This is a genomic window from uncultured Ruegeria sp., assembly GCF_947497005.1.
In the GTDB taxonomy this organism is placed as follows: domain Bacteria; phylum Pseudomonadota; class Alphaproteobacteria; order Rhodobacterales; family Rhodobacteraceae; genus Ruegeria.
Genome location: NZ_CANMFF010000008.1, coordinates 19,537 through 39,690 on the forward strand (window position 1 = coordinate 19,537; position 20,154 = coordinate 39,690).

The following is a 20,154-nucleotide window of genomic DNA, read 5'->3' on the forward strand; positions in this document are numbered from 1 at the left end:
AACGGAAAGTTCTAGCGGGTTTTGAGAAGACAGACGCGTCTCTTTCAGCGGCGAAAAGAGATATTCTTAGCCTGCCCGAAAGCAATCCTATGTGAACTCTAGCCAAAATTGTGCTTTGCCCCGATCTCGAGAACTACAAAGTCCAGTTGTGAATGTCCGCTTCGGGCTGGAAGCAGCAGTCCTCAAGCTTCACGGGGGCCACGACCATGGCATTGGGCCAACCAAAATTTGCACTGTGCGAAATTAGCTTTGAATTCGAAAATCAGTAGGTGGCTATTGCGCCCAACGCTTTGGGCCAAAGATGCAAATCTTTAGGCGAAACGCAAAACTATGGGCGCCCCTACAAAACAGTCAGAAATCCAGATTTTCGACACTCAGAGCGTTTTTCTGGATGAATTCCCGGCGCGGTTCCACGACGTCGCCCATCAGTTTGGTGAACAGGTCGTCGGCCTCAACCATGTCATCCACCCGCACCTGCAACAGCGTACGGGCATCTGGGTCGAGCGTCGTTTCCCACAACTGGTCAGGGTTCATCTCGCCCAAGCCTTTGTAGCGTTGCAGGGAAAGACCTTTTTCGCCTTCTTCCAGAATGGCGCGATGCAGATCCAGCGGGCCGTGGATCAACTGGGAACGATCACGTCGGATCAATGTAGCCGGTGTGTTATAGACCTCTTGCAAGCTCTGCGTGAAACTGCCGGTCTTGCGGGCCTCACCCGAGCGTAACATGGGGCCATCCAGCGTGCGGACTTCTTCGACACCGCGCAGGATGCGGGCAAGACGAATACCATGGTCCTGTGTGATCCGACCCTGCCAGCCGCGCTCGTATTCCAGTGCAATCAGATCGAGACGGGCGGCAACTTTGTCGGCCACGCCTTGTAGATCGGCGTCAACAGCGCCAGGTACAAAGGCACCGGCAACGGCTGCTTGTTCCAGAATGTGGCGCGGGTAATGAGTCGGGAAGGCATCCAAAACACGTTTCAGTTGCCGTGCTTCGTCGACAATGCGGGTCAGGTCCTGACCTATGATCTCTTCCCCGGAACCAAGCTTCAGCACAGCCCCCTCGACACCCTGGTTGATCAGGTAATCATCCAGTGCGGCCTGATCTTTCAGATACACCTCGGATTTACCGCGCGATACTTTGTAGAGCGGTGGTTGCGCGATGTAGAGGTATCCACCCTCGATCAACTCCGGCATCTGGCGATAGAAGAAGGTCAGCAGCAGCGTTCGGATATGCGCGCCATCCACGTCCGCATCAGTCATGATGACGATCTTGTGGTAGCGTAGCTTTTCGACGTTGAACTCATCCCGGCCAATGCCCGTACCCAACGCCATCACGAGGTTACCGATTTCCTGCGATGACAACATCCGGTCAAACCGCGCGCGCTCAACGTTCAGGATCTTTCCTCGCAGCGGCAGGACCGCTTGCGTCAGGCGATCCCGACCTGTTTGGGCTGAACCGCCAGCCGAGTCCCCCTCGACAAGGAAAACTTCGGTCTTGGATGGGTCTTTTTCCGAACAATCTTTCAGCTTGCCAGCCAGATAATTCACATCCATTGCCGTCTTGCGGCGGGTCAGTTCGCGCGCCTTGCGTGCGGCTTCACGGGCCAGAGCGGCCTCGATGATCTTGCCGACGATCGCTTTGGCCTCGTTCGGGTTTTCCTCGAACCACTCGGCCAGTTTTTCGTTCATCAAGCCTTCAACCGCCGGTCGCACTTCGGACGAGACCAACTTGTCCTTGGTTTGAGAGGAGAATTTTGGGTCTGGCACTTTTACAGACAGCACACAGGTCAGACCTTCGCGCGCGTCGTCTCCGGTAAAGCTGATCTTTTCCTTCTTTGCAATCCCACTGGATTGCGCGTAGTTGTTGATCGTCCGTGTCAGAGCACCCCGGAAACCGGCCACATGAGCCCCGCCATCCCGCTGCGGGATGTTGTTGGTGAAGGGCAGAACCGTTTCATGGTAGCTGTCATTCCACCACATCGCGATTTCGACACCGATATCGTCGCGTTCGCCTTTGATATAGATCGGCTCGGGCATTGCCGGGGTCTTGGACCGGTCGAGGTATTTGACGAATTCCTTGACGCCGCCCTCATAAAACAGCTCGGTTTCCAGCCGTTCCGCAGGACGTTCGTCGATCAGGATGATCCGCACGCCCGAATTCAGGAAGGCCAGCTCGCGCAAGCGCTTCTCGAGCGTCTCAAACGAGTATTCGAGGTTCGAGAACGTGTTGGTCGAGGCCAGAAAACGCACTTCGGTTCCCGTACGGTCACCGCACTCACCGACCACTTTCAGATGCTCCGCCGTCTCGCCGCCCTCAAAGCGTGCGACATGCTCCTTGCCAGCGCGCCAGATACGTAGCTCCAGCCAATCCGACAGTGCGTTCACGACCGAAACACCCACACCGTGAAGGCCGCCCGACACTTTGTAGGAATTGCTGTCGAACTTACCGCCAGCGTGCAGCTGAGTCATGATGACTTCAGCGGCCGAGACGCCTTCTTCAGGGTGAATATCGACAGGAATTCCACGCCCGTTATCGCTGACCGAGACGCTCGAATCCGCGTGGATTTTCACAGTCACATGGTCTGCGTGATCAGCCAGAGCCTCATCGATCCCATTATCGACAACCTCATACACCATATGGTGCAGACCCGAGCCGTCATCCGTGTCTCCGATATACATGCCGGGGCGCTTACGAACGGCTTCCAAGCCTTTGAGAACTTTAATGGAATCAGCGCCGTATTCTTGAGGAGCCTGTGCGTCTTCGGACATTCAGTCAGTACCTATATTATTTTGGTAACTTATACGTTTTCTTGTGGGGATTGTCACGCGATCCCCCAATATTTTGTGTTTGTATGAGTCGTTTTTTACCCGCCGGGACCCGGCTCATAACCGGTCGATATCAGACGCAATATCCGCAGCAATTTCCAGCGCATTGACATCCTTGCGTTCCGCCGACAATCGCAGCCCAAGAATGTCCGACTGATACCGCGCTGCCAGCCGATCCGGATCATGTTCGGACCGGATATCACCGGCATCCTGAGCGCTGCGAAACAGTTCAGCAAAACATGCCTTCATTTCCGCCATGTGACGCGCTGCCTGATCCGCGAGTTCATGATCCTTCGCCTGCAACTCGGCATATGTCTTTGCCAACATGCAGGCTTTCGTCGGGTTCTCGATGGCCTCGATCACCAAGCGGGGCTGCGCTTTCAGCGCCTCTTTCGGGCCCAGATTCTCCGCCAGCGCCTTTATGCGTGCGACACCCTCATTCGCATAACTCTCCAGCGTCAGTGCATAGAGCGCATCCTTCGACCCGAAAGCCGCGTAAAAACTGCCGGGTTTCAGTTTCAGTTCCCGCTCCAGATCCTTCAGAGATGTACCGGCCCAGCCTTGGCGCCAGAAGATATCCCTCGCCTTCGCGATCAATGCTTCACGATCATATGCGGGTTTACGTGGCATCAGCATCACCAATTCTTGAACGTTCACTCAAATATATACTTGAGCGATCACTCAAGAAACCCTAAATACGACTCATCGCGCCAGAAACAGGAGTTCCGACATGGCCAATTTCCCGTCTCATCACCTCGAGTCCGCACCCGAAGGATCCAAACCTCTGCTGGAAAAGTCGCAGACCGCCTTTGGCCGGTTGCCCGGTCTGCACAAGGTGATGGCCGAAAGTCCGCAGCACCTGGAAGGTTATCAGGTCCTGCACGGCCTGTTCCTGCAGACCGATTTCGACAATGACGAAAAAACCGTTGTCTGGCAGACCATCAACGTGGAAAACGAATGTCACTATTGCGTGCCTGCGCACACTGGAATTGCCAAAATGATGAAGGTCTCGGATGAGATCTCCGAGGCCCTGCGCAACGAAACTCCGCTGCCCTCAGCCAAGCTTGAGGCGTTGCGCACGTTTACCTTGCAAGTGATGGAAACACGCGGCAACCCGACCGAGGAACAGCTGCAGGCGTTCTTTGACGCGGGCTATTCGCACCGTGCCGTTCTGGACGTGATACTGGGTCTGGCACAGAAAACCATGTCAAACTACGTCAACCACATGGCCCAAACGCCGGTCGATGAGGTCATGCGCGGCTTCCTGTGGGAACGTAAAGTCAACGAACCAGCCTAAGTGACTACGACCGAGCCCCCATCGCCTTCTGTAACGATCAGCGTCTGGGCCCGGTCACCCAACTCTGCAAACAGTTCAGGCCCGGTGCCCGTCATCCAGGCCTGAGCCCCTAACGCACAAATCTCGTCATAAAGTGCTGCGCGTCGACCCGCGTCCAAATGGGCGGCCACCTCATCCAGCAATACAATCGGTGGCGCATCCACCATCGCGGCCAAAGCTCGGGCATTTGACAGGATCAGCGAGACCAACAACGCTTTCTGCTCACCGGTCGAGCAATCCTTGGCCGGAACACCTTTAGCTGTAAACACGCCATTCAGATCCGACCGATGCGGCCCAACTAAAGTCCGGCCCGCCGCCAAGTCTCTGAACCGGCTTTCGCTCAGAGCTTCGCGCAGGTCGTCGACCGTCTCGGGCATCGCACCTTCAGCTTGCACCAATTCCAACTCGGCAGACGGAAAAGCCGTCTCCGCCTGATCTTGCGCTGCCCGCAGATGCGTCAACGCTTCAAGCCGCGCGGCATGGATACGGTGCCCCATCTCGGCCAACTGAGCCTCGAGCGCGGCGTACCAATGCGCATCCCGCACTTGCTCTTTCAGCAATCGGTTACGCTCGCGCATCGCTTTTTCGTAAGTCAGCGATGCCTCTGCGTGAGATGGGTAAAAACTTAGCGCAATGCGATCAAGAAACCGCCGCCGGCCTTCCGCGCCTTCAATCCACAGGCGGTCCATGGATGGCACCAGCCAGACCACCCGTGCAAGTTTTCCCAGATCGATTTGTGTTGCTGATTTGCCATCGATCCTAACTTGGCGCGCGGCGCCGCCCTCTGACCAAGTTTCGATTTCGAAATTCTGCCCCTGCGATCGCAAAAGCCCGGACAGTTTCCAGCCCAATGCCTCGGGCCGTCGCGTCATCTCAGCCGCACTCGCACGCCGCATCCCACGACCGGGTGAAAACAAAGACACCGCTTCCAGAATATTGGTCTTTCCGGCCCCATTCGGGCCGTGAATGGCCACCGGCCGCCCCTCCAGAGACAAGCGCGCCAGCTTATGAGACCGAAAATGCGAGACCGTAAGCTCGGTCAGGGCCAATCCCATGACCCCTCCCTTCGTCTTCTCTTAAATACTCCTGCCGGAGGCATCGTGAACCAGCGCGATCAGACACGCATCGGCATGACAACATAGACCGCGCTTAGATCATTGCCTTCGCGCATCAAGGTCGGATCACCGGCTGAATTGAACATGAATACAGCGTTCTCACGATCCACTTGCGAGGCGATCTCCAGCAGATATTTGGCGTTGAAACCGATCTCCAGCCGCTCATCACCATAGGCGACAGCCAGTTCTTCCTCGGCCGCACCACTATCCGGTGCGTTGACGGACAGGATTAGCTTGTCGCCATCCAACTGCAGCTTCACCGCACGCGACCGCTCGGACGACACAGTCGCCACCCGGTCCACAGCCTGCGCGAACTCGGCAGCATCCACTTCCAGCTTGCGGGTATTTCCTTGCGGGATAACGCGTGTGTAGTCAGGGAAGGTGCCATCAATGACCTTCGACGTCAGCGTGATATCCGGCGTGGCAAAGCGGACCTTGGTTTCGCTGACTGACACGGCGATATCCATTTCATCGTCATCCAGCAGCTTGCGCAGCTCGCCCACGGTTTTGCGCGGCACGATCACACCCGGCATTTCCGCCGCACCGTCTGGCAGGTCGGCATCGATCCGAGCGAGACGGTGACCATCGGTGGCCACGCAACGCAACACTTTGCCGCCTTCGGACCCTTCGGCCACATGCATGTATACACCGTTCAGATAGTACCGTGTCTCTTCTGTTGAGATCGCAAATTTCGACTTGTCGAACAACCGACGCAGCAGAGCCGCTGATGCCGTGAAATTCGATTGATACTCAGAGGATGCCATGACAGGAAAATCCTCTTTCGGTAGCGTCGCCAGCGAGAAATTCGACCGCCCCGCCTCAACCGTCAGACGGCCCGCAGCGCTGTCAGCGGTCAGCGTGACCAACGCACCGTCCGGCAGTTTGCGCACGATTTCATGCAAGGTGGTCGCCGCAACTGTGGTCGCCCCGGCTTTCTCGACCTGCGCCGGAGCCTTGTCGACCACTTCAATGTCCAGATCGGTGGCGCGGAACTGCGCCACATCGCCTTCCGCCTCGATCAGAACATTTGCAAGTATGGGAATGGTATTGCGACGTTCCACAACGGATTGGGCCTGCGAAACGGCCTTGAGAAGGGTGCCGCGTTCGATGCTGATCTTCATACCCTCAGTTCCTCTGACTTGCGTACCGACATGGGCGGGACTGGCACGTTAGCGGTTCCACCCTGAGGTACAAGGATTTTTTACGGATTTCTGGGTTGGATTGCCCTCAGCGTCAAGGGCAGCGTGCCCGACAAGCTTCAGTTCTGGTCTAACCGTGGATTAATGCGCACAAGAAAACGCCCTGGGCGCTAGAACCCGGGGCATTTTCTTGCAATGCCTGCGCAGATCAGGCTTCTAGCGACCGGCGCAGCATTTCCACATCTTCAGCGATCTGACCGTCTGTCAGCTTCAGCTCTTCAATGCGTTTGACGCCGTGCATGACTGTCGTGTGATCGCGCCCACCAAAACGGCGGCCAATCTCGGGCAGGGACCGGCTGGTCAACTGCTTGCACAGATACATCGCCACCTGACGCGGACGCGCATAAGAGCGCAGGCGCTTGGGACCAATGATGTCGGACAAACGAATATTGTAATAGTCGGATACTTTCCGCTGGATCTCTTCGACCGTGATCTTGCGCTCAGACGCGCGCAGCACGTCCGCCAGACAATCCTGTGTCAACTCCATGTCGATCTCACGCCCAACCAGCGAAGCGAAGGCAAAGAGGCGGGTCAATGCACCTTCCAAAACCCGGACATTGGTCGAGATACGATGGGCCAGGAATTCCAGAACGCCGTCTGCAATGGTCAAGTCAGGATAGGTCGAGCTGTATTGCTGCACTTTGTTCTGCAGGATGCCCAAGCGCAATTCGTAATCGGTCGGATGCAGGTCGACCACCAGGCCACATTGCAGGCGGGATTTGACACGATCTTCCAAATCCTTGATCTCGCCCGGGGCGCGGTCGGCCGAGATGATGATCTGCTTGTTCTGATCCACCAGCGCGTTGAACGTGTGGAAAAACTCTTCCTGCGTGGAATCCTTGCCGGCGATGAACTGCACGTCATCAACCATCAAAACGTCAACCGAACGAAACAGGTGTTTGAAATCCATCATCCTGCGCTCGCGCAGAGCCTGCACGAACCGGTACATGAACTGTTCCGCCGAAAGGTACAGAACATTCAATTCCGGATGCTTGGTTTTAAGCTCCCATGCGATGGCGTGCATAAGGTGGGTCTTACCCAGACCAACGCCTCCATACAGAACCAGCGGATTGAAGGTCACCGGGCCACCTTCGGACACACGACGTGCAGCCGCATGGGCCAGTTCATTGGGTTTTCCGACCACAAAGCTGTCAAAGGTAAAACGGGAATCCAGTGGCGCGGCCTGCAACGACTCCAAAGCGTCCTGCGCTGTGTCCGCGACCGGCGCAATGACAGGCGCAGGCTGTGTCTCGGGCACTGCCTTGGCTACAGGTTTCGGGCGAACAGGCGAGTTCGCAGCAACGCGGAAATCCAAGCGCTGCACAGTTTCACCTGCAGTGTTCAGTTCGTACAATATGAGGTCCGCAAAATTTTGACTGACGTAGTTGCCCATAAAATTGGTCGGCACGGAGAAAACCGCCACGCCATCCTGCAGCTCTTTAAATTCCAAAGGCTCAATCCAGGTGGTGTAATTGTTCCGACCGATGGCCTTTAGCAATTTGTTACGCAGTAGTCCCCATTTCTCTTGTGTCATTCAGCGCCTCACGCATCCCATTCTTATTGACCAGTCGGCCTTATTCATACGAAGCCGGTTGCCCGGACATGCATTCACGCGCAAAGGTATCCCTGCGCCAAACCGGACGGTCTGGCGGGATTGTCCCGGAAAGCTCGTACACCCTCGGATTTGGCACTCAGAAATATCTAAGCGCCCCGAAAACCGGGTTGCACAATGCAATCTCAATTTTTAGACAGGGCCGAGATCACCGGGAAAACCCGGGCACCACGGCAGATCGGCAGCCTGGCTCATGCCAGTCGTCGACGATTGTCCCCAGATCGTTCTGATGCCCGTCAGTTCAATCGGGTAAACAGCCTGTCCCCCCAAGCGAGTGAATCGCTGACATCAGTGGTAGCAATTCGAAGCGGGGCGCGGCAATGAAACTCTGATATTGACTCGGTTCTTTGGTCGAAAGAATCTCTCGTTCTCGTGAAGGCGCGGTTTTCTGGCAACACGAATAAAGGCGCCGCAACGCGCGACGCCTTTCAGAATAGTTCAGACTTGCTGACGTGACCTTAGGTCACCCAAAAGCCTTAGCCCAGTGCTTTGACGCGCGCTGACAGGCGCGACATTTTACGGGCTGCTGTGTTCTTGTGGAAGACACCCTTGGTGACGCCGCGCATCAGCTCGGGCTGAGCTACACGCAGGGCCGTGGTCGCTGCGTCCTTGTCGCCGGAAGCAATCGCTTCTTCGACCTTACGCAAATAGGTGCGGATGCGCGAACGACGCGCTTTGTTGATTGCAAAACGCTTGTCGTTCTGACGAGCGCGTTTTTTTGCCTGAGGCGAGTTTGCCATGTGATTCTGACCTTCGTTCGGTACGGTTATCTAATGTTGCGCGCCACGGATATATCCGCACCGGATCGGAAATCACGAGTGTGAGTCGGGCCAAGCGGGCCGCACGCGCATGTATGACGGCGTTCTTTAGTCAAGTTTTCAAGATTTGCCAAGTCGATTCTTGGAACCAGAGTCAGCAACAAAAAAGGCGGGCAAAAGCCCGCCCGTCTTTGATGGTGTCCTGCGCGCTACTTGTCGCGGAATTGCGCCGCACGCTTTTCAAGGAACGCTGCCATACCCTCTTTCTGGTCTTCGGTTGCGAACATCGAGTGAAACACCCGACGCTCGAAAAGCATCCCTTCGCTCAGCGGAAGTTCATAGCTGCGGTTCACCGCTTCCTTCGCAGCAATCGCGGTCAGTTGTGACTTTTCAGCAATTTTCTGCGCCGCGCCCACAGCTTCTTCAATCAGCTTCTTGGCAGGTACAACCCGGCTGACAAGGCCCGCTCGTTCAGCTTCGTCTGCGTCCATGAAACGCCCGGTCAGGTTCATGTCCATCGATTTGGACTTGCCGACAAACCGGGTCAGACGCTGACTTCCGCCCAGCCCGGCAATAACGCCCAGATTGATCTCGGGCTGGCCAAACTTGGCAGTGTCCGCCGCGATGATGAAATCGCTCAGCATGGCAAGTTCGCACCCGCCGCCCAATGCATAGCCTGCAACAGCAGCGATGATCGGCTTGCGGATCGCGGTGACACGATCATTCGCGTCGGCAAACAAGTTGATGTTGTAGACGTCGACAAAGCTCATTTCGGACATCTCCTTGATGTCCGCGCCCGCAGCAAAGGCTTTGTCCGATCCGGTGATCACGACGCAACGTACCTTGTCATTGCTGTCTGCATCTTCCAGTGCGGTGCACAGCTCACCCAGCAACTGGGTGTTCAGCGCGTTCATCGCATCCGGTCGGTTGAGTCTGATAAGTGCGACGTGGTCTTCGATTTCGACGATGATCGTCTCAAAAGCCATGAGAAGAAAGCTTCCGGTTGTTCCGTTCAAGTACGATTCCTTACCACGCGAAAAACTTGGATCAAGCTATCTTTGGCATTGCGCACAATAGAAGGATGAGCGACCGGACTGGGTGATTCTATTGATAGGCGCCCCGCATCCTTCGGTTCGGCAGGCCTCACCCTCGCGGCCATAGACATCAAAGCTATGTTGAAAATATCCAAGTTCTCCATCGGCTTGGCGGAAATCCCGCAGTGAGGACCCGCCGGCTTCGATGGCGTCCTGCAACACCTGCCGGATGATCGGAACGAGCGCCGCGACGCGGGCTGCAGAAATTTGCCCGGCTTTGCGGCGTGGCGACACCTTGCCGCGATAAAGCGCTTCGCAAACATAGATATTGCCCAAACCGGCAACGATTCCCTGATCCAACAGGGCTGATTTGACCGGCGTGTTCTTACCCTTGAACGCCTCGATCAGGTGCTGCTCGTGGAAATCGTTACTAAGAGGTTCAGGCCCCAAGACAGATAGCAGCTTGTGTTCCTCGGCTGTGGCCGTGGGCAGCAGGTCCATCGCTCCGAACCGGCGCGGATCGTTGAACGTTACCCGCGCCCCGTTGGCCATATGAAAGACCACATGGTCGTGTTTTTGCGCAGCAGGGTGGTCGTGCGCGAATTGCCCTAACGGGTCGCCTGACACAGTCATCCGCCCGGACATTCCCAGATGGATCAGCAGCGTCTCGCCACCGCTCAGATCGGCCAAGATGTATTTCGACCGCCGCCGCAACCGATCCACCCGCTGTCCCTTTAGACGCTCGGCCATACGATCTGGAAAAGGCCAGCGCAGGTCAGGGCGATTCACATCCGCCCGTTCTATCACACTCCCTTCCATTGCAGGGCTCAGGCCGCGTCTTACTGTCTCGACCTCGGGCAATTCGGGCATTACACGGCTCCTAATTCAAAGGGCCGCATTGTGCCCCGGTTCCAGAGCCCTATAACAGAGACGAAATCTGACAAACGGCAAGGCAAATGTCCGACAACAGCGACAAGACCACTCATTTCGGGTTTGAAACCGTACGCGAATCCGACAAGGCCGGGCGCGTGCAGGGCGTTTTCAACTCGGTCGCCTCGAAATATGACGTGATGAACGATGTGATGTCGATGGGCATCCACCGGGTCTGGAAAGACGCGATGATGGACTGGCTGGCCCCGCGCCCAGGCCAACGTCTGCTGGACGTCGCGGGCGGCACCGGCGACATCTCGTTCCGGTTCCTCAAGCGCGCAGGCTATGGTCACGCAACAGTTCTGGATTTGACCGAACCGATGCTGGTCGAAGGCCGGCAGCGCGCCGAGGCAGATCAGATGTCGGACAGCCTGAACTGGGTGGTCGGCGATGCCATGTCCCTGCCCTTCGAGGATAACACCTTCGACGTTTACACAATCTCATTCGGCATCCGAAACGTCACCCGCCCGCAAGAAGCCCTGAACGAAGCCTTTCGCGTGCTGAAACCCGGCGGCCGCCTGATGGTGCTGGAGTTCAGTCAGCTACCCAATGACGGGTTGCAGAAACTTTACGATCTTTATAGTTTCAACGTCATTCCGCGCATGGGTAAACTGATCGCGGGCGATTATGACAGCTACCAGTATCTGGTGGAATCAATCCGAAATTTCCCGGATCAGGAGACGTTCCTGAACATGGTTCGGTCCGCTGGTTTTGAGAACGCCAAATACCGAAACCTGAGCATGGGAATCGCCGCGCTGCATTCCGGTTGGAAAATCTGACATATGCGTGGCCCACATAATATCATCCGCCTGATCCGAACAGGCGCCACGCTCGAGCGCACAGGCGCCATGAATGTGGTTCTTGATGCGTTCGAAGCCCCGCGCGCCGTACGTATTCTGGCCCATATGTTAGGCAAACCCTTTCAATGGCTTGGCTACAAGGGCGACCCCGAGATGCCCCCCGCGACGCGTGCGCTAACGGCACTAGGCCCTGCCTATATCAAGTTCGGGCAGGTACTTTCGACACGCCCCGACGTGGTTGGAAATGAACTGGCCGAGCAACTGCGCGTTCTGCAGGACAAGCTGCCCCCCTTCTCCAAAGCAGAGGCCATGGCCGAGGTCGAGAAAGAGCTGGGCCAACCGATCTCAGAGATGTTCAGCGAATTCAGCGAGCCGATTGCTGCAGCCTCGATTGCGCAAGTTCACAAGGCCAAGCTGACCAGTACAGGCGAGGATGTTGCTGTCAAAGTCCTGCGCCCGGGTATCGAGCGCGCTTTCCGCAAAGATGTCGACGCGTTCTATTTCGCTGCCCGCATGGTGCAACTTTGCGCCCCGGGAGCGCGCCGCCTGCGCCCGATGGAAGTGATCGAGCATTTCGACGGTGTGGTGCGCGGCGAACTGGATCTGCGTCTGGAAAGCGCCGCCGCATCAGAATATGCCGCCAATACCAAGGACGACGCGGGGTTCTGGCTGCCTCCTGTTGTTTGGTCACTGTCCGCGCGCCGCGTTATGACACTTAGCTGGGCAGATGGTATCGCACTGGGTGACAATGATGCACTGGATGCCGCAGGTCACAACCGAAATGACCTAGCCGAACGTGTGCTGCGCCTGTTCCTGCTTCATGCCCTGCGCGACGGCTATTTTCACGCCGACATGCACCAGGGCAACCTGAAGGTGGCCGCGAATGGAGATATCATTGCCTATGACTACGGCATCATGGGCCACATCAACGAATACACCCGCCGGGTCTATGCCGAGATTCTCTTTGGCTTCATCCGCCGCGACTATAAACGTGTGGCCGAGGTGCATTTCGAAGCCGGCTACGTTCCCGCTAATCAGGACGTGGACGAATTTGCCCGCGCCCTGCGCGCAGTGGGTGAACCTATTTTCGGCATGGACGCCACGCATATTTCCATGGGGCGGCTGCTGAGCTATTTGTTCGAAGTGACCGAACGGTTCGGGATGGAGACACGAACCGAACTGATCCTGTTGCAACGTACCATGGTTGTCGTCGAAGGCGTGGCTCGCTCATTGGATCCCCATATGAACATCTGGGAAGTCGCGCACCCGGTGGTCGAAGACTACATCAAACAGTCCATCGGGCCCCGTGCAGCCCTTCGGGATTTCGGGAAAACCGCTATGGTTCTCGCCCGCTTCGGTCCGCGCCTGCCCGCATTGGTAGAAAACGCCCTGATCGCTCAAACCCAAAAAGACGATCAACAGGCCTCCGGCATCTCAGACAAGTTTCTTCCGGTCGCCATTGGTGCCGCCGCAGGCATAGGCGCCACACTGCTGATCATGGCGCTCGGCTGACGTCAGCCCACCTGCTTCATCTGGCTGAAAATACCTTCGAGGGGAATCGCGCCTGCGGCGTGATGGGGGGCTGACAGCCCCCCGCCCGGTTCCAAATCAAAGCCGCTCGATGGCTATGGCAATCCCCTGTCCACCGCCGATACACATAGTGATCAGCCCTTTGGACCCACCCGTTCGCTCCAGTTCATACAACGTCTTCAGCGTTATGATCGCACCGGTTGCCCCGACCGGGTGACCCAAGGCAATTGCACCACCATTGGGATTCACCTTGGTCGCGTCCAGCCCAAGTTCCTGATTGACGGCCAGAGCCTGCGCGGCGAAGGCTTCGTTGCTTTCGATCACATCGAAATCACCGGCTGACAGACCCGTTTTCTTGAACAGGTTTTGCACGGCCGGAACGGGTCCGATGCCCATTACTTCAGGTCGCACCCCTGCATGCGCATAACCAATGACACGTGCCTTGGGTTTCAGCCCTGCCTTCTCGGCGGCCTCTGCGGTCGCCAGCACCATGGCCGCTGCACCGTCATTGATGCCCGATGCATTCCCCGCCGTTACGCGCCCGTCTTTTTTGAACACCGGGCGCAAACCAGCCAGCACGTCGGCAGTCGTGGCCTTGGGATGCTCATCAATTTTGAAATCGACCATATCGCGCTTCACTTTGACTTGCACCGGCGCGATCTGGCTTTCAAAGTACCCTGCCTCGATTGCAGCCGCCGCACGGGTCTGGCTGGTCAGTGCAAACTCATCCATTTGTTCGCGGCTGATCTGATGTTCGTCCGCAACGTTCTCTGCCGTGACACCCATATGTCCTGTGCCGAAGGGGCAATTCAGCGCGCCCAGCATCATGTCCAGCGAAGTGACATCGCCCATCTTCGCACCCCAGCGCGCCTGAGGGACGATATAGGGGCTGCGCGACATGCTCTCTGCTCCTCCCGCCACAGCAAACTCGGCATCACCAAGCATCAACGACTGTACCGCCGAAACGATCGCCTGAGCACCTGAACCACACAGACGGTTCACGTTCATCGCCGGTGTTCCATTGGGAATACCCGCCTGCATCGCGGCCACCCGGGACAGATACATATCGCGTGGTTCGGTGTTGATCACATGACCAAATACAACGTGGCCGACCTGCGCCCCTTCAACACCCGAACGCTCAAGGGCCGCTTCTGTTGCTACAGTTGCCAGATCAATCGGCGCAGAGGACGCCAAAGCGCCGCCAAACGTGCCGATGGCGGTGCGCGCACCGTCCAGAATCACTATATCAGTCATGTTTTCTCCTCCAAACTTCGCGCGCATTATGCACTTGCAGCATGATCTTCATATTAGACTCACTGTCACGCTCGGAATTGACATTACGTTGCGCAACACGCATGGATTCCGTCATGACGGAAAACACAGACGATATCCTGAACCTTCTGCCCGCCCGTTTGAAAGAGGCGCGCCGGGCCAAGGGCCTATCCCTTGAGGCGGTCGCCAATCTCAGCGGCGTCTCCCGGTCCATGGTCAGTCAGATCGAGCGCGGCGAAAGCAGCCCGACGATTTCGACCCTGTGGAACCTGACACGTGCTTTGCAGGTCGATTTTGCCGGTCTTTTGGAAGGTACAAAGGCCAACGACCAAATCGAAGTGCTCAGAAATACCGAAGTACCCAGCATCGACAATATGGGGCTGAACTGTCGCATACGTATTCTATCCCCACCGGAAGAGGCCGGGGGGCATGAGGTTTACGAGATTGAGTTCGATGAGGATGGAGCTTTGAACAGCCAACCCCATGCGCGAGGAGCACGCGAACAGCTGACTGTGCTTGAGGGCGCGGTCAAAGTCACCTCAGGCACGGCGGTAACCGAATTGAACCAGGGAGACACCGCTCGGTATGCCGCGGACATAGCGCATTCCATATCGGCCAGTGGTCCGGCCCGCGTTTTCCTGATTGTAAAGAACGCCTGAAATCAGCCAAATTCCGCCTTTACGGAAATTTTTCCTTCATACTGTAATTCCCCTATTTGGGAATTTCATCCGCTATGTTAGATGTGCGACTCAGTTGAACGGAGGTCGCCATGGCAGATGCATTCCTGTCCCATATCACGGACACACTCGCGCAGATCGATTACGAAGGTCTTTATAAACGCGAGCGAATGATCACCTCGCCTCAGGGCGGTGAGATTACTGTAGGTGGCAAACAGGTGATCAACCTTTGCGCCAACAACTACTTGGGTCTGGCCGATCACCCCGCGCTGATCGAGGCCGCAACGAACGCAATGGGTCCGAAAGGGTTCGGCATGGCGTCGGTCCGGTTCATCTGCGGTACGCAGGACATACATCGCGAGTTGGAACAGCGTCTTGCCAACTTTCTGAACAAGGACGACGCGATCCTGTTTGCCGCCTGTTTCGATGCCAATGGCGGGCTCTTTGAACCTTTGTTAGGCCCTGAAGACGCCATCATTTCGGATAGTCTGAACCACGCCTCGATCATTGATGGTGTCCGGCTGTGCAAGGCCAAGCGATATCGCTATCTGAACAATGACATGAATGATCTCGAAGCCTGGTTGAAACAGGCGCGCGAGGATGGCGCGCGGCATATCATGATTGCGACCGACGGCGTATTTTCGATGGACGGCTATCTGGCCAATCTGCCGAAAGTCCGAGAATTGGCTGACCAGTATGATGCAATTGTCATGGTCGATGACTGCCATGCCACCGGCTTTATGGGGCCAAACGGAGCAGGCACGCCGGATCATTTCGGCGTCGACGTTGAAATTCTGACGGGAACTTTGGGCAAGGCACTTGGGGGGGCAATCGGCGGTTATATCGCCGGGCCGCAGCCAGTGATCGACCTGCTGCGGCAGCGGGCGCGGCCCTATCTGTTCTCAAATTCGCTGCCGCCCTCCATCGTCGCCGCCGGGCTGGAAGCGATCCGCCTGGTCGAAGAAGGCGACATGCTGCGCGCCCAGTTGTTCGGGAACGCCAAATACTGGCGCGCCGGGTTGGAAAAGCTGGGCTTTGACCTGCTGCCCGGTGAACACCCGATCATCCCGGTGATGCTGGGCGAGGCTGCTCTGGCGCAGGAAATGGCGTCACGATTGTTCGACGAAGGCGTGTACGTTTCGGGTTTCTTCTTCCCGGTTGTCCCACGCGGGCAAGCGCGGATCAGAACGCAGATGAATGCGGCGCTCACAAAGGATGAACTGGACCGTGCCTTGGCGGCCTTTGGCAAGGTTGGCAAGGAACTAGGGGTCATCGAATGATCCTGCCATCCGTCATAGACGCAATCGGCGACACCCCAATGGTCGAGCTGTCGCGTCTGTGTGCGCGGCTAAACCTGAACGGGCGTATCGTCGCCAAGCTGGATTATTTGCTGCCCGGCTTTTCAAAAAAAGACCGTGCGGCAAAGTCCATCATCGAAGCGGCCCGTGCAGACGGTACGTTGTCTGAGGGGCAAACCGTGGTTGAGCTGACCTCGGGGAATATGGGCACAGGACTGGCGATTGTCTGCGGCATTCTTGGGCACCCTTTCATCGCGGTCATGAGCGCCGGAAACTCGGTCGAACGTGCGCGCATGATGCGGGCCTTGGGGGCTGAAGTTGTCATTGTGCCCCAAGCCCCCGGCAGCAAACCCGGCGAAGTCTCGGGCGCTGATCTTGAACTGGTCGATGCCGAAGCGAAACGGATCACTGCAGCACGAAATGCGTTTCGTGCCGATCAATTTGGTCATTCGGGGAACCCCAAGGCCCATGAAACCGGAACCGGTCCGGAAATCTGGGCGCAATCCGAAGGGACAGTCACCGCGTTTTGCGACTTTGTCGGGTCTGGCGGCACATTGGCCGGGGCCGCAGGTTTCCTGAATCGGCATGGCGTGCGGTGTTATGTCGTTGAACCCGAAGGTGTACGCGCCTTGGCCGGTGAAGCGGTATCGAACCCAGATCACCCCATTCAGGGCGGGGGCTACGCCATGCCGGATCTGGAGCATCTGAAGGATACCTTGTTGGCTGGGCACCTCGCCGTTTCTGGAGAGACCGCGAGAGATTGCTCTTTGCTTCTGGCTCGCACCGAGGGGATATTCGCCGGCTATTCGGCAGGTGCGAACCTTGCCGCAGCAATTGAACTGCTTCGCGGCCCCGAAGAAGGCGGCTGCATCGCAATCGTCATGTGTGACAGCGGCTTGAAATACCTGTCGACCGATTTGTGGGAGTGATCAAATGCGACCCAACACAATGAAAGCACTGGAGAAATCCAAGCCCGAGGAAGGGCTGTGGATGGTGCAGGCTCCGGTCCCCGAAATCGACCCGGATGAGGTCCTGATCCGCATCAACAAGACCGGTATCTGCGGTACCGACATCCATATCTGGAACTGGGACGATTGGGCCTCTCACACCGTTCCGGTCCCGATGATCACCGGGCATGAGTTTGCCGGAGAAATCGTCGAGATCGGGCGCAACGTAACAGGGTTGGAAGTCGGCCAGCGGTGTTCCGGCGAGGGCCACCTGATCACGACCGACAGCCGTCAGAGCCGCGCGGGCAAGTTCCATCTGGACCCCGGCACGCGCGGCATTGGAGTGAACGAACAAGGCGCATTTGCCCAGTTCCTGAAACTGCCCGCTTTCAACGTTGTCCCCTTGCCCGACGATATACCGGATGAGATCGGAGCCATCCTCGACCCGCTGGGCAACGCTGTTCACACCGCCCTCAGCTTTGATTTGTTGGGTGAGGATGTTCTGATCACCGGCGCGGGTCCCATCGGCATCATGGCCGCAGCTGTGGCTCGCCATGCCGGAGCTCGAAACGTGGTAATCACGGATATTAATGCCGACCGCCTGAAGTTGGCAGAACATGTGGTGCCTTCAGTACGCACCGTTGATGTGTCAAAAGACGATTTGCATGACGTCATCGCCGAGCTTGGCATGAAAGAGGGCTTTGACGTCGGGCTTGAGATGTCCGGCTCTCAGGCCGCGCTGGACCAGATGGTCGAGGCGCTGGTGATGGGAGGAAAGATCGCGCTGCTGGGGATTCCTCCTGGCAAATCTCCGGTCGATTGGTCGCGTATCGTATTCAAAGCAATCACGATCAAGGGTGTCTATGGCCGCGAGATGTTCGAGACGTGGTACAAGATGATCGCGATGCTTCAAAACGGGCTGGATGTGTCCCGAGTGATCACGCACCATTTTTCTATTGATGATTTCGCTGAGGGGTTTTCAGCAATGAAATCAGGCCTGTCGGGCAAGGTTGTTCTGGATTGGACCTAACAGTTACAACCACAGCCCCTAGACAGGTGCAGGACTTGTATTAGGGAGGCATGAGATGGGCGAGGACAAGGACAATCGTCTGTTGCAACGAGGTGTAGAAGACACCCTGGTCACCGATTTTGCTGAAACACATCGCAACAGCTATGGCGACTTTCTGCAGCTCAAGACACTGCTGAACCTGCAAAAGACGTTTCAGGATCCGGCGCAACCTGATGAGATGCTGTTCATCATCATCCATCAGGTCAGTGAACTGTGGTTGAAGCTGATGCACCATCAACTGGTCGAGGTGCGCCGATTCCTTCAACAGGATGAATTCGGCCCTGTCATGAAGAACCTCGACCGAATCAAGGCGATCCAACGTCAGTTGATTGCGGCATGGGAAACCCTGCTGACCATGACGCCGGCCGACTATATGACCTTTCGGAAAGCCCTCGGCAGCTCTTCAGGGTTTCAAAGTTACGGGTACAGGCAGATCGAGTTCATTCTCGGGAACAAGGATGCCTCGACCCTGAAAGTCCACGAGCATGACCCTGAGGTGATGGAGACACTGAACGCCGCCCTGACCAAACCGTCGCTTTATGACGAGGTGCTGCACATGCTGGACCGCCAAGGCTTTGCCGTACCGCAAGACCTGATCGAGCGAGACTATGCACACCCTTATTCAGGCGATCCGCGTGTGGTGAAAATCTGGGTCGAGGTGTTCAGAGATACTGAGAAATACTGGGATCTGTACGCGTTGGCCGAGAAACTTATGGACGTGGAATCGCTGTTCCAGCGTTGGCGCTTTGATCATGCTACTGCTGTAGAACGCGTCATCGGGATGCAACCGGGCACCGGGGGGTCCAGCGGCGTTGCCTTCTTGCGCAAAGCTCTGGAATTGCGGTTCTTTCACGATCTTTACGACGTACGCACCGAGTTGATGTACAGCGGACGGGGTTGATCATGCAGTATCGCGGGTTTTCACAGGCAGAGCTTGAACAGGAATACTCCCCAAGTTCGATGATCGGTGGCGATCTGACACCCTACCTGGCCGCCTACGAATCGCTGAGTACCGAAGCGCGGGACAGGTTATCGGTGCAGGAGCATCTGGCCTATGGCGAGGGCCCGGCGCAGGTTCTGGACTTTTTCCCTGCCCCGGGGCGCGGTGCGCCTTTGCATGTGTTCATCCATGGCGGGTATTGGCAGGCGCTCAGCCAACGCGAGTCGGCAATGATGGCACCGTCCGTGATTGAAACCGAGCAATCCTTTGCGACACTGAACTACACGCTGGCACCGATGGCACGGCTGGATCAGATGGTGGATGAATGTCGTCAGGCGCTGCTTTGGCTGGCATCTCAGGCCGAGGCGTTGGGATTTGATCCTTCACGGGTCACACTGTCCGGGCACAGTGCGGGCGCGCATCTGGCAGCGATGGTGATGGCCAATTCATCCGGTGCACTGGCGCGATCAGGGTTGCGGATACGCGACGTGATCTTGATCAGCGGCGTCTACGATCTGGAGCCAATCAGCCTGACATCGGCCAACGAGCCGCTAAAACTGAGCCCGGTTGAAATCCACGATCTGTCACCGATTCTGCAGGTGCCCCGACCCGGACCTCGATACCGGGTGACGGTTGCCGAAAACGATACATCCGAGTTTATCCGCCAGAGTCGTGATTACGCGGAGCGGTTGCGCAAATCAGGACACGCGGTCAGTTTCGATCTGCAGCGCGGGACACATCATTTCGACATCATCCTTCATGCTGCGACTTTCGCAGCGAATGGCGCAGTTTAAGCTGGCATCCTGATCGC

General features: G+C 56.9%; 18 protein-coding genes. 9 read left to right on the forward strand and 9 right to left on the reverse strand.

What is annotated here, in order from left to right; genetic code table 11:
- Window positions 1-351: 351 nt before the first annotated feature.
- Both gyrB and Q0816_RS12555 read right to left on the reverse strand, forming a co-directional pair.
- The gene (gene gyrB / locus Q0816_RS12550; RefSeq protein WP_298850965.1) at window positions 352-2,769 is read right to left on the reverse strand and encodes a DNA topoisomerase (ATP-hydrolyzing) subunit B; all 2,418 of its coding nucleotides are present in this window, start codon (window positions 2,767-2,769) and stop codon (window positions 352-354) included.
- A gap of 114 nt (window positions 2,770-2,883) precedes the next feature.
- The gene (locus tag Q0816_RS12555) at window positions 2,884-3,456 is read right to left on the reverse strand and encodes a TetR/AcrR family transcriptional regulator (RefSeq protein WP_298850966.1); all 573 of its coding nucleotides are present in this window, start codon (window positions 3,454-3,456) and stop codon (window positions 2,884-2,886) included.
- A gap of 100 nt (window positions 3,457-3,556) precedes the next feature.
- Between Q0816_RS12555 and Q0816_RS12560 the strand changes: the two genes are divergently transcribed.
- Window positions 3,557-4,123, forward strand: a complete 567-nt coding sequence (locus tag Q0816_RS12560) for a carboxymuconolactone decarboxylase family protein (RefSeq protein ID WP_298850967.1) — start codon at window positions 3,557-3,559, stop codon at window positions 4,121-4,123.
- Here Q0816_RS12560 and recF read toward each other — a convergent pair.
- The 6 genes from recF to mutM all read right to left on the reverse strand — a co-directional run bounded on the left by recF (window position 4,120) and on the right by mutM (window position 10,750).
- Window positions 4,120-5,217, reverse strand: a complete 1,098-nt coding sequence (recF, locus tag Q0816_RS12565; protein WP_298850970.1) for a DNA replication/repair protein RecF — start codon at window positions 5,215-5,217, stop codon at window positions 4,120-4,122. The genes Q0816_RS12560 and recF overlap by 4 nt on opposite strands.
- Window positions 5,218-5,276: 59 nt before the next feature.
- Window positions 5,277-6,398: a DNA polymerase III subunit beta gene (dnaN, locus tag Q0816_RS12570; protein WP_298850972.1), complete on the reverse strand. Its 1,122-nt coding sequence runs from the start codon at window positions 6,396-6,398 to the stop codon at window positions 5,277-5,279.
- A 226-nt stretch (window positions 6,399-6,624) separates the two neighbouring features.
- Window positions 6,625-8,010: a chromosomal replication initiator protein DnaA gene (gene dnaA, locus Q0816_RS12575; RefSeq protein WP_298850973.1), complete on the reverse strand. Its 1,386-nt coding sequence runs from the start codon at window positions 8,008-8,010 to the stop codon at window positions 6,625-6,627.
- 554 nt (window positions 8,011-8,564) lie between these two features.
- Window positions 8,565-8,828 carry a 30S ribosomal protein S20 gene (rpsT, locus tag Q0816_RS12580; protein WP_298850975.1) on the reverse strand — a complete coding sequence of 88 codons (264 nt, stop codon included), beginning with the start codon at window positions 8,826-8,828 and terminating at the stop codon, window positions 8,565-8,567.
- Window positions 8,829-9,055: 227 nt separating this feature from the next.
- A complete protein-coding gene (locus Q0816_RS12585; protein WP_298851469.1) occupies window positions 9,056-9,832 on the reverse strand; it encodes an enoyl-CoA hydratase in 777 nt (258 codons plus the stop codon).
- A 66-nt stretch (window positions 9,833-9,898) separates the two neighbouring features.
- Window positions 9,899-10,750: a bifunctional DNA-formamidopyrimidine glycosylase/DNA-(apurinic or apyrimidinic site) lyase gene (mutM, locus tag Q0816_RS12590; RefSeq protein ID WP_298850977.1), complete on the reverse strand. Its 852-nt coding sequence runs from the start codon at window positions 10,748-10,750 to the stop codon at window positions 9,899-9,901.
- 86 nt (window positions 10,751-10,836) lie between these two features.
- Here mutM and ubiE point away from each other — a divergent pair, with 86 nt between their 5' ends.
- Window positions 10,837-11,589, forward strand: a complete 753-nt coding sequence (ubiE, locus tag Q0816_RS12595) for a bifunctional demethylmenaquinone methyltransferase/2-methoxy-6-polyprenyl-1,4-benzoquinol methylase UbiE (RefSeq protein WP_298850979.1) — start codon at window positions 10,837-10,839, stop codon at window positions 11,587-11,589.
- A gap of 3 nt (window positions 11,590-11,592) precedes the next feature.
- The gene (gene ubiB, locus Q0816_RS12600) at window positions 11,593-13,122 is read left to right on the forward strand and encodes a 2-polyprenylphenol 6-hydroxylase (protein WP_298850981.1); all 1,530 of its coding nucleotides are present in this window, start codon (window positions 11,593-11,595) and stop codon (window positions 13,120-13,122) included.
- 96 nt (window positions 13,123-13,218) lie between these two features.
- Here the strand turns inward: ubiB and Q0816_RS12605 are convergent, their stop codons facing one another.
- A complete protein-coding gene (locus Q0816_RS12605) occupies window positions 13,219-14,394 on the reverse strand; it encodes an acetyl-CoA C-acyltransferase family protein (protein WP_298850983.1) in 1,176 nt (391 codons plus the stop codon).
- A gap of 113 nt (window positions 14,395-14,507) precedes the next feature.
- On the opposite strand from Q0816_RS12605, the gene Q0816_RS12610 reads away from it, so the two are divergent.
- From Q0816_RS12610 to Q0816_RS12635, 6 genes are all read left to right on the forward strand, one after another.
- Complete coding sequence (locus Q0816_RS12610; protein WP_298850985.1) at window positions 14,508-15,071, forward strand: XRE family transcriptional regulator; 564 nt, start codon at window positions 14,508-14,510, stop codon at window positions 15,069-15,071.
- A 110-nt stretch (window positions 15,072-15,181) separates the two neighbouring features.
- Entirely contained in the window at window positions 15,182-16,369 is a 1,188-nt protein-coding gene (locus Q0816_RS12615) for a glycine C-acetyltransferase (RefSeq protein ID WP_298850988.1), read from the forward strand.
- Window positions 16,366-17,316 (forward strand): PLP-dependent cysteine synthase family protein, encoded by a 951-nt coding sequence (locus Q0816_RS12620; protein WP_298850991.1) that lies wholly within the window; start codon window positions 16,366-16,368, stop codon window positions 17,314-17,316. Before Q0816_RS12615 ends, Q0816_RS12620 begins: the two co-directional genes overlap by 4 nt.
- Window positions 17,317-17,335: 19 nt before the next feature.
- Entirely contained in the window at window positions 17,336-18,364 is a 1,029-nt protein-coding gene (tdh, locus tag Q0816_RS12625; protein WP_298851471.1) for an L-threonine 3-dehydrogenase, read from the forward strand.
- Window positions 18,365-18,419: 55 nt separating this feature from the next.
- On the forward strand, window positions 18,420-19,304 hold the full coding sequence (locus tag Q0816_RS12630) for a tryptophan 2,3-dioxygenase family protein (protein ID WP_298850994.1): 885 nt from the start codon (window positions 18,420-18,422) through the stop codon (window positions 19,302-19,304).
- A 2-nt stretch (window positions 19,305-19,306) separates the two neighbouring features.
- Window positions 19,307-20,137: an alpha/beta hydrolase gene (locus Q0816_RS12635; protein WP_298850996.1), complete on the forward strand. Its 831-nt coding sequence runs from the start codon at window positions 19,307-19,309 to the stop codon at window positions 20,135-20,137.
- Window positions 20,138-20,154 lie beyond the last annotated feature (17 nt).

Excerpts from the sequence above, each read along its gene's own strand:
- gyrB (WP_298850965.1), bottom strand. The coding sequence starts at position 2,769 with ATGTCCGAAGACGCACAGGCTCCTCAAGAATACGGCGCTGATTCCATT.
- Q0816_RS12555 (WP_298850966.1), bottom strand. The coding sequence starts at position 3,456 with ATGCCACGTAAACCCGCATATGATCGTGAAGCATTGATCGCGAAGGCG.
- Q0816_RS12560 (WP_298850967.1), top strand. The coding sequence starts at position 3,557 with ATGGCCAATTTCCCGTCTCATCACCTCGAGTCCGCACCCGAAGGATCC.
- recF (WP_298850970.1), bottom strand. The coding sequence starts at position 5,217 with ATGGGATTGGCCCTGACCGAGCTTACGGTCTCGCATTTTCGGTCTCAT.
- dnaN (WP_298850972.1), bottom strand. The coding sequence starts at position 6,398 with ATGAAGATCAGCATCGAACGCGGCACCCTTCTCAAGGCCGTTTCGCAG.
- dnaA (WP_298850973.1), bottom strand. The coding sequence starts at position 8,010 with ATGACACAAGAGAAATGGGGACTACTGCGTAACAAATTGCTAAAGGCC.
- rpsT (WP_298850975.1), bottom strand. The coding sequence starts at position 8,828 with ATGGCAAACTCGCCTCAGGCAAAAAAACGCGCTCGTCAGAACGACAAG.
- Q0816_RS12585 (WP_298851469.1), bottom strand. The coding sequence starts at position 9,832 with ATGGCTTTTGAGACGATCATCGTCGAAATCGAAGACCACGTCGCACTT.
- mutM (WP_298850977.1), bottom strand. The coding sequence starts at position 10,750 with ATGCCCGAATTGCCCGAGGTCGAGACAGTAAGACGCGGCCTGAGCCCT.
- ubiE (WP_298850979.1), top strand. The coding sequence starts at position 10,837 with ATGTCCGACAACAGCGACAAGACCACTCATTTCGGGTTTGAAACCGTA.
- ubiB (WP_298850981.1), top strand. The coding sequence starts at position 11,593 with ATGCGTGGCCCACATAATATCATCCGCCTGATCCGAACAGGCGCCACG.
- Q0816_RS12605 (WP_298850983.1), bottom strand. The coding sequence starts at position 14,394 with ATGACTGATATAGTGATTCTGGACGGTGCGCGCACCGCCATCGGCACG.
- Q0816_RS12610 (WP_298850985.1), top strand. The coding sequence starts at position 14,508 with ATGACGGAAAACACAGACGATATCCTGAACCTTCTGCCCGCCCGTTTG.
- Q0816_RS12615 (WP_298850988.1), top strand. The coding sequence starts at position 15,182 with ATGGCAGATGCATTCCTGTCCCATATCACGGACACACTCGCGCAGATC.
- Q0816_RS12620 (WP_298850991.1), top strand. The coding sequence starts at position 16,366 with ATGATCCTGCCATCCGTCATAGACGCAATCGGCGACACCCCAATGGTC.
- tdh (WP_298851471.1), top strand. The coding sequence starts at position 17,336 with ATGAAAGCACTGGAGAAATCCAAGCCCGAGGAAGGGCTGTGGATGGTG.
- Q0816_RS12630 (WP_298850994.1), top strand. The coding sequence starts at position 18,420 with ATGGGCGAGGACAAGGACAATCGTCTGTTGCAACGAGGTGTAGAAGAC.
- Q0816_RS12635 (WP_298850996.1), top strand. The coding sequence starts at position 19,307 with ATGCAGTATCGCGGGTTTTCACAGGCAGAGCTTGAACAGGAATACTCC.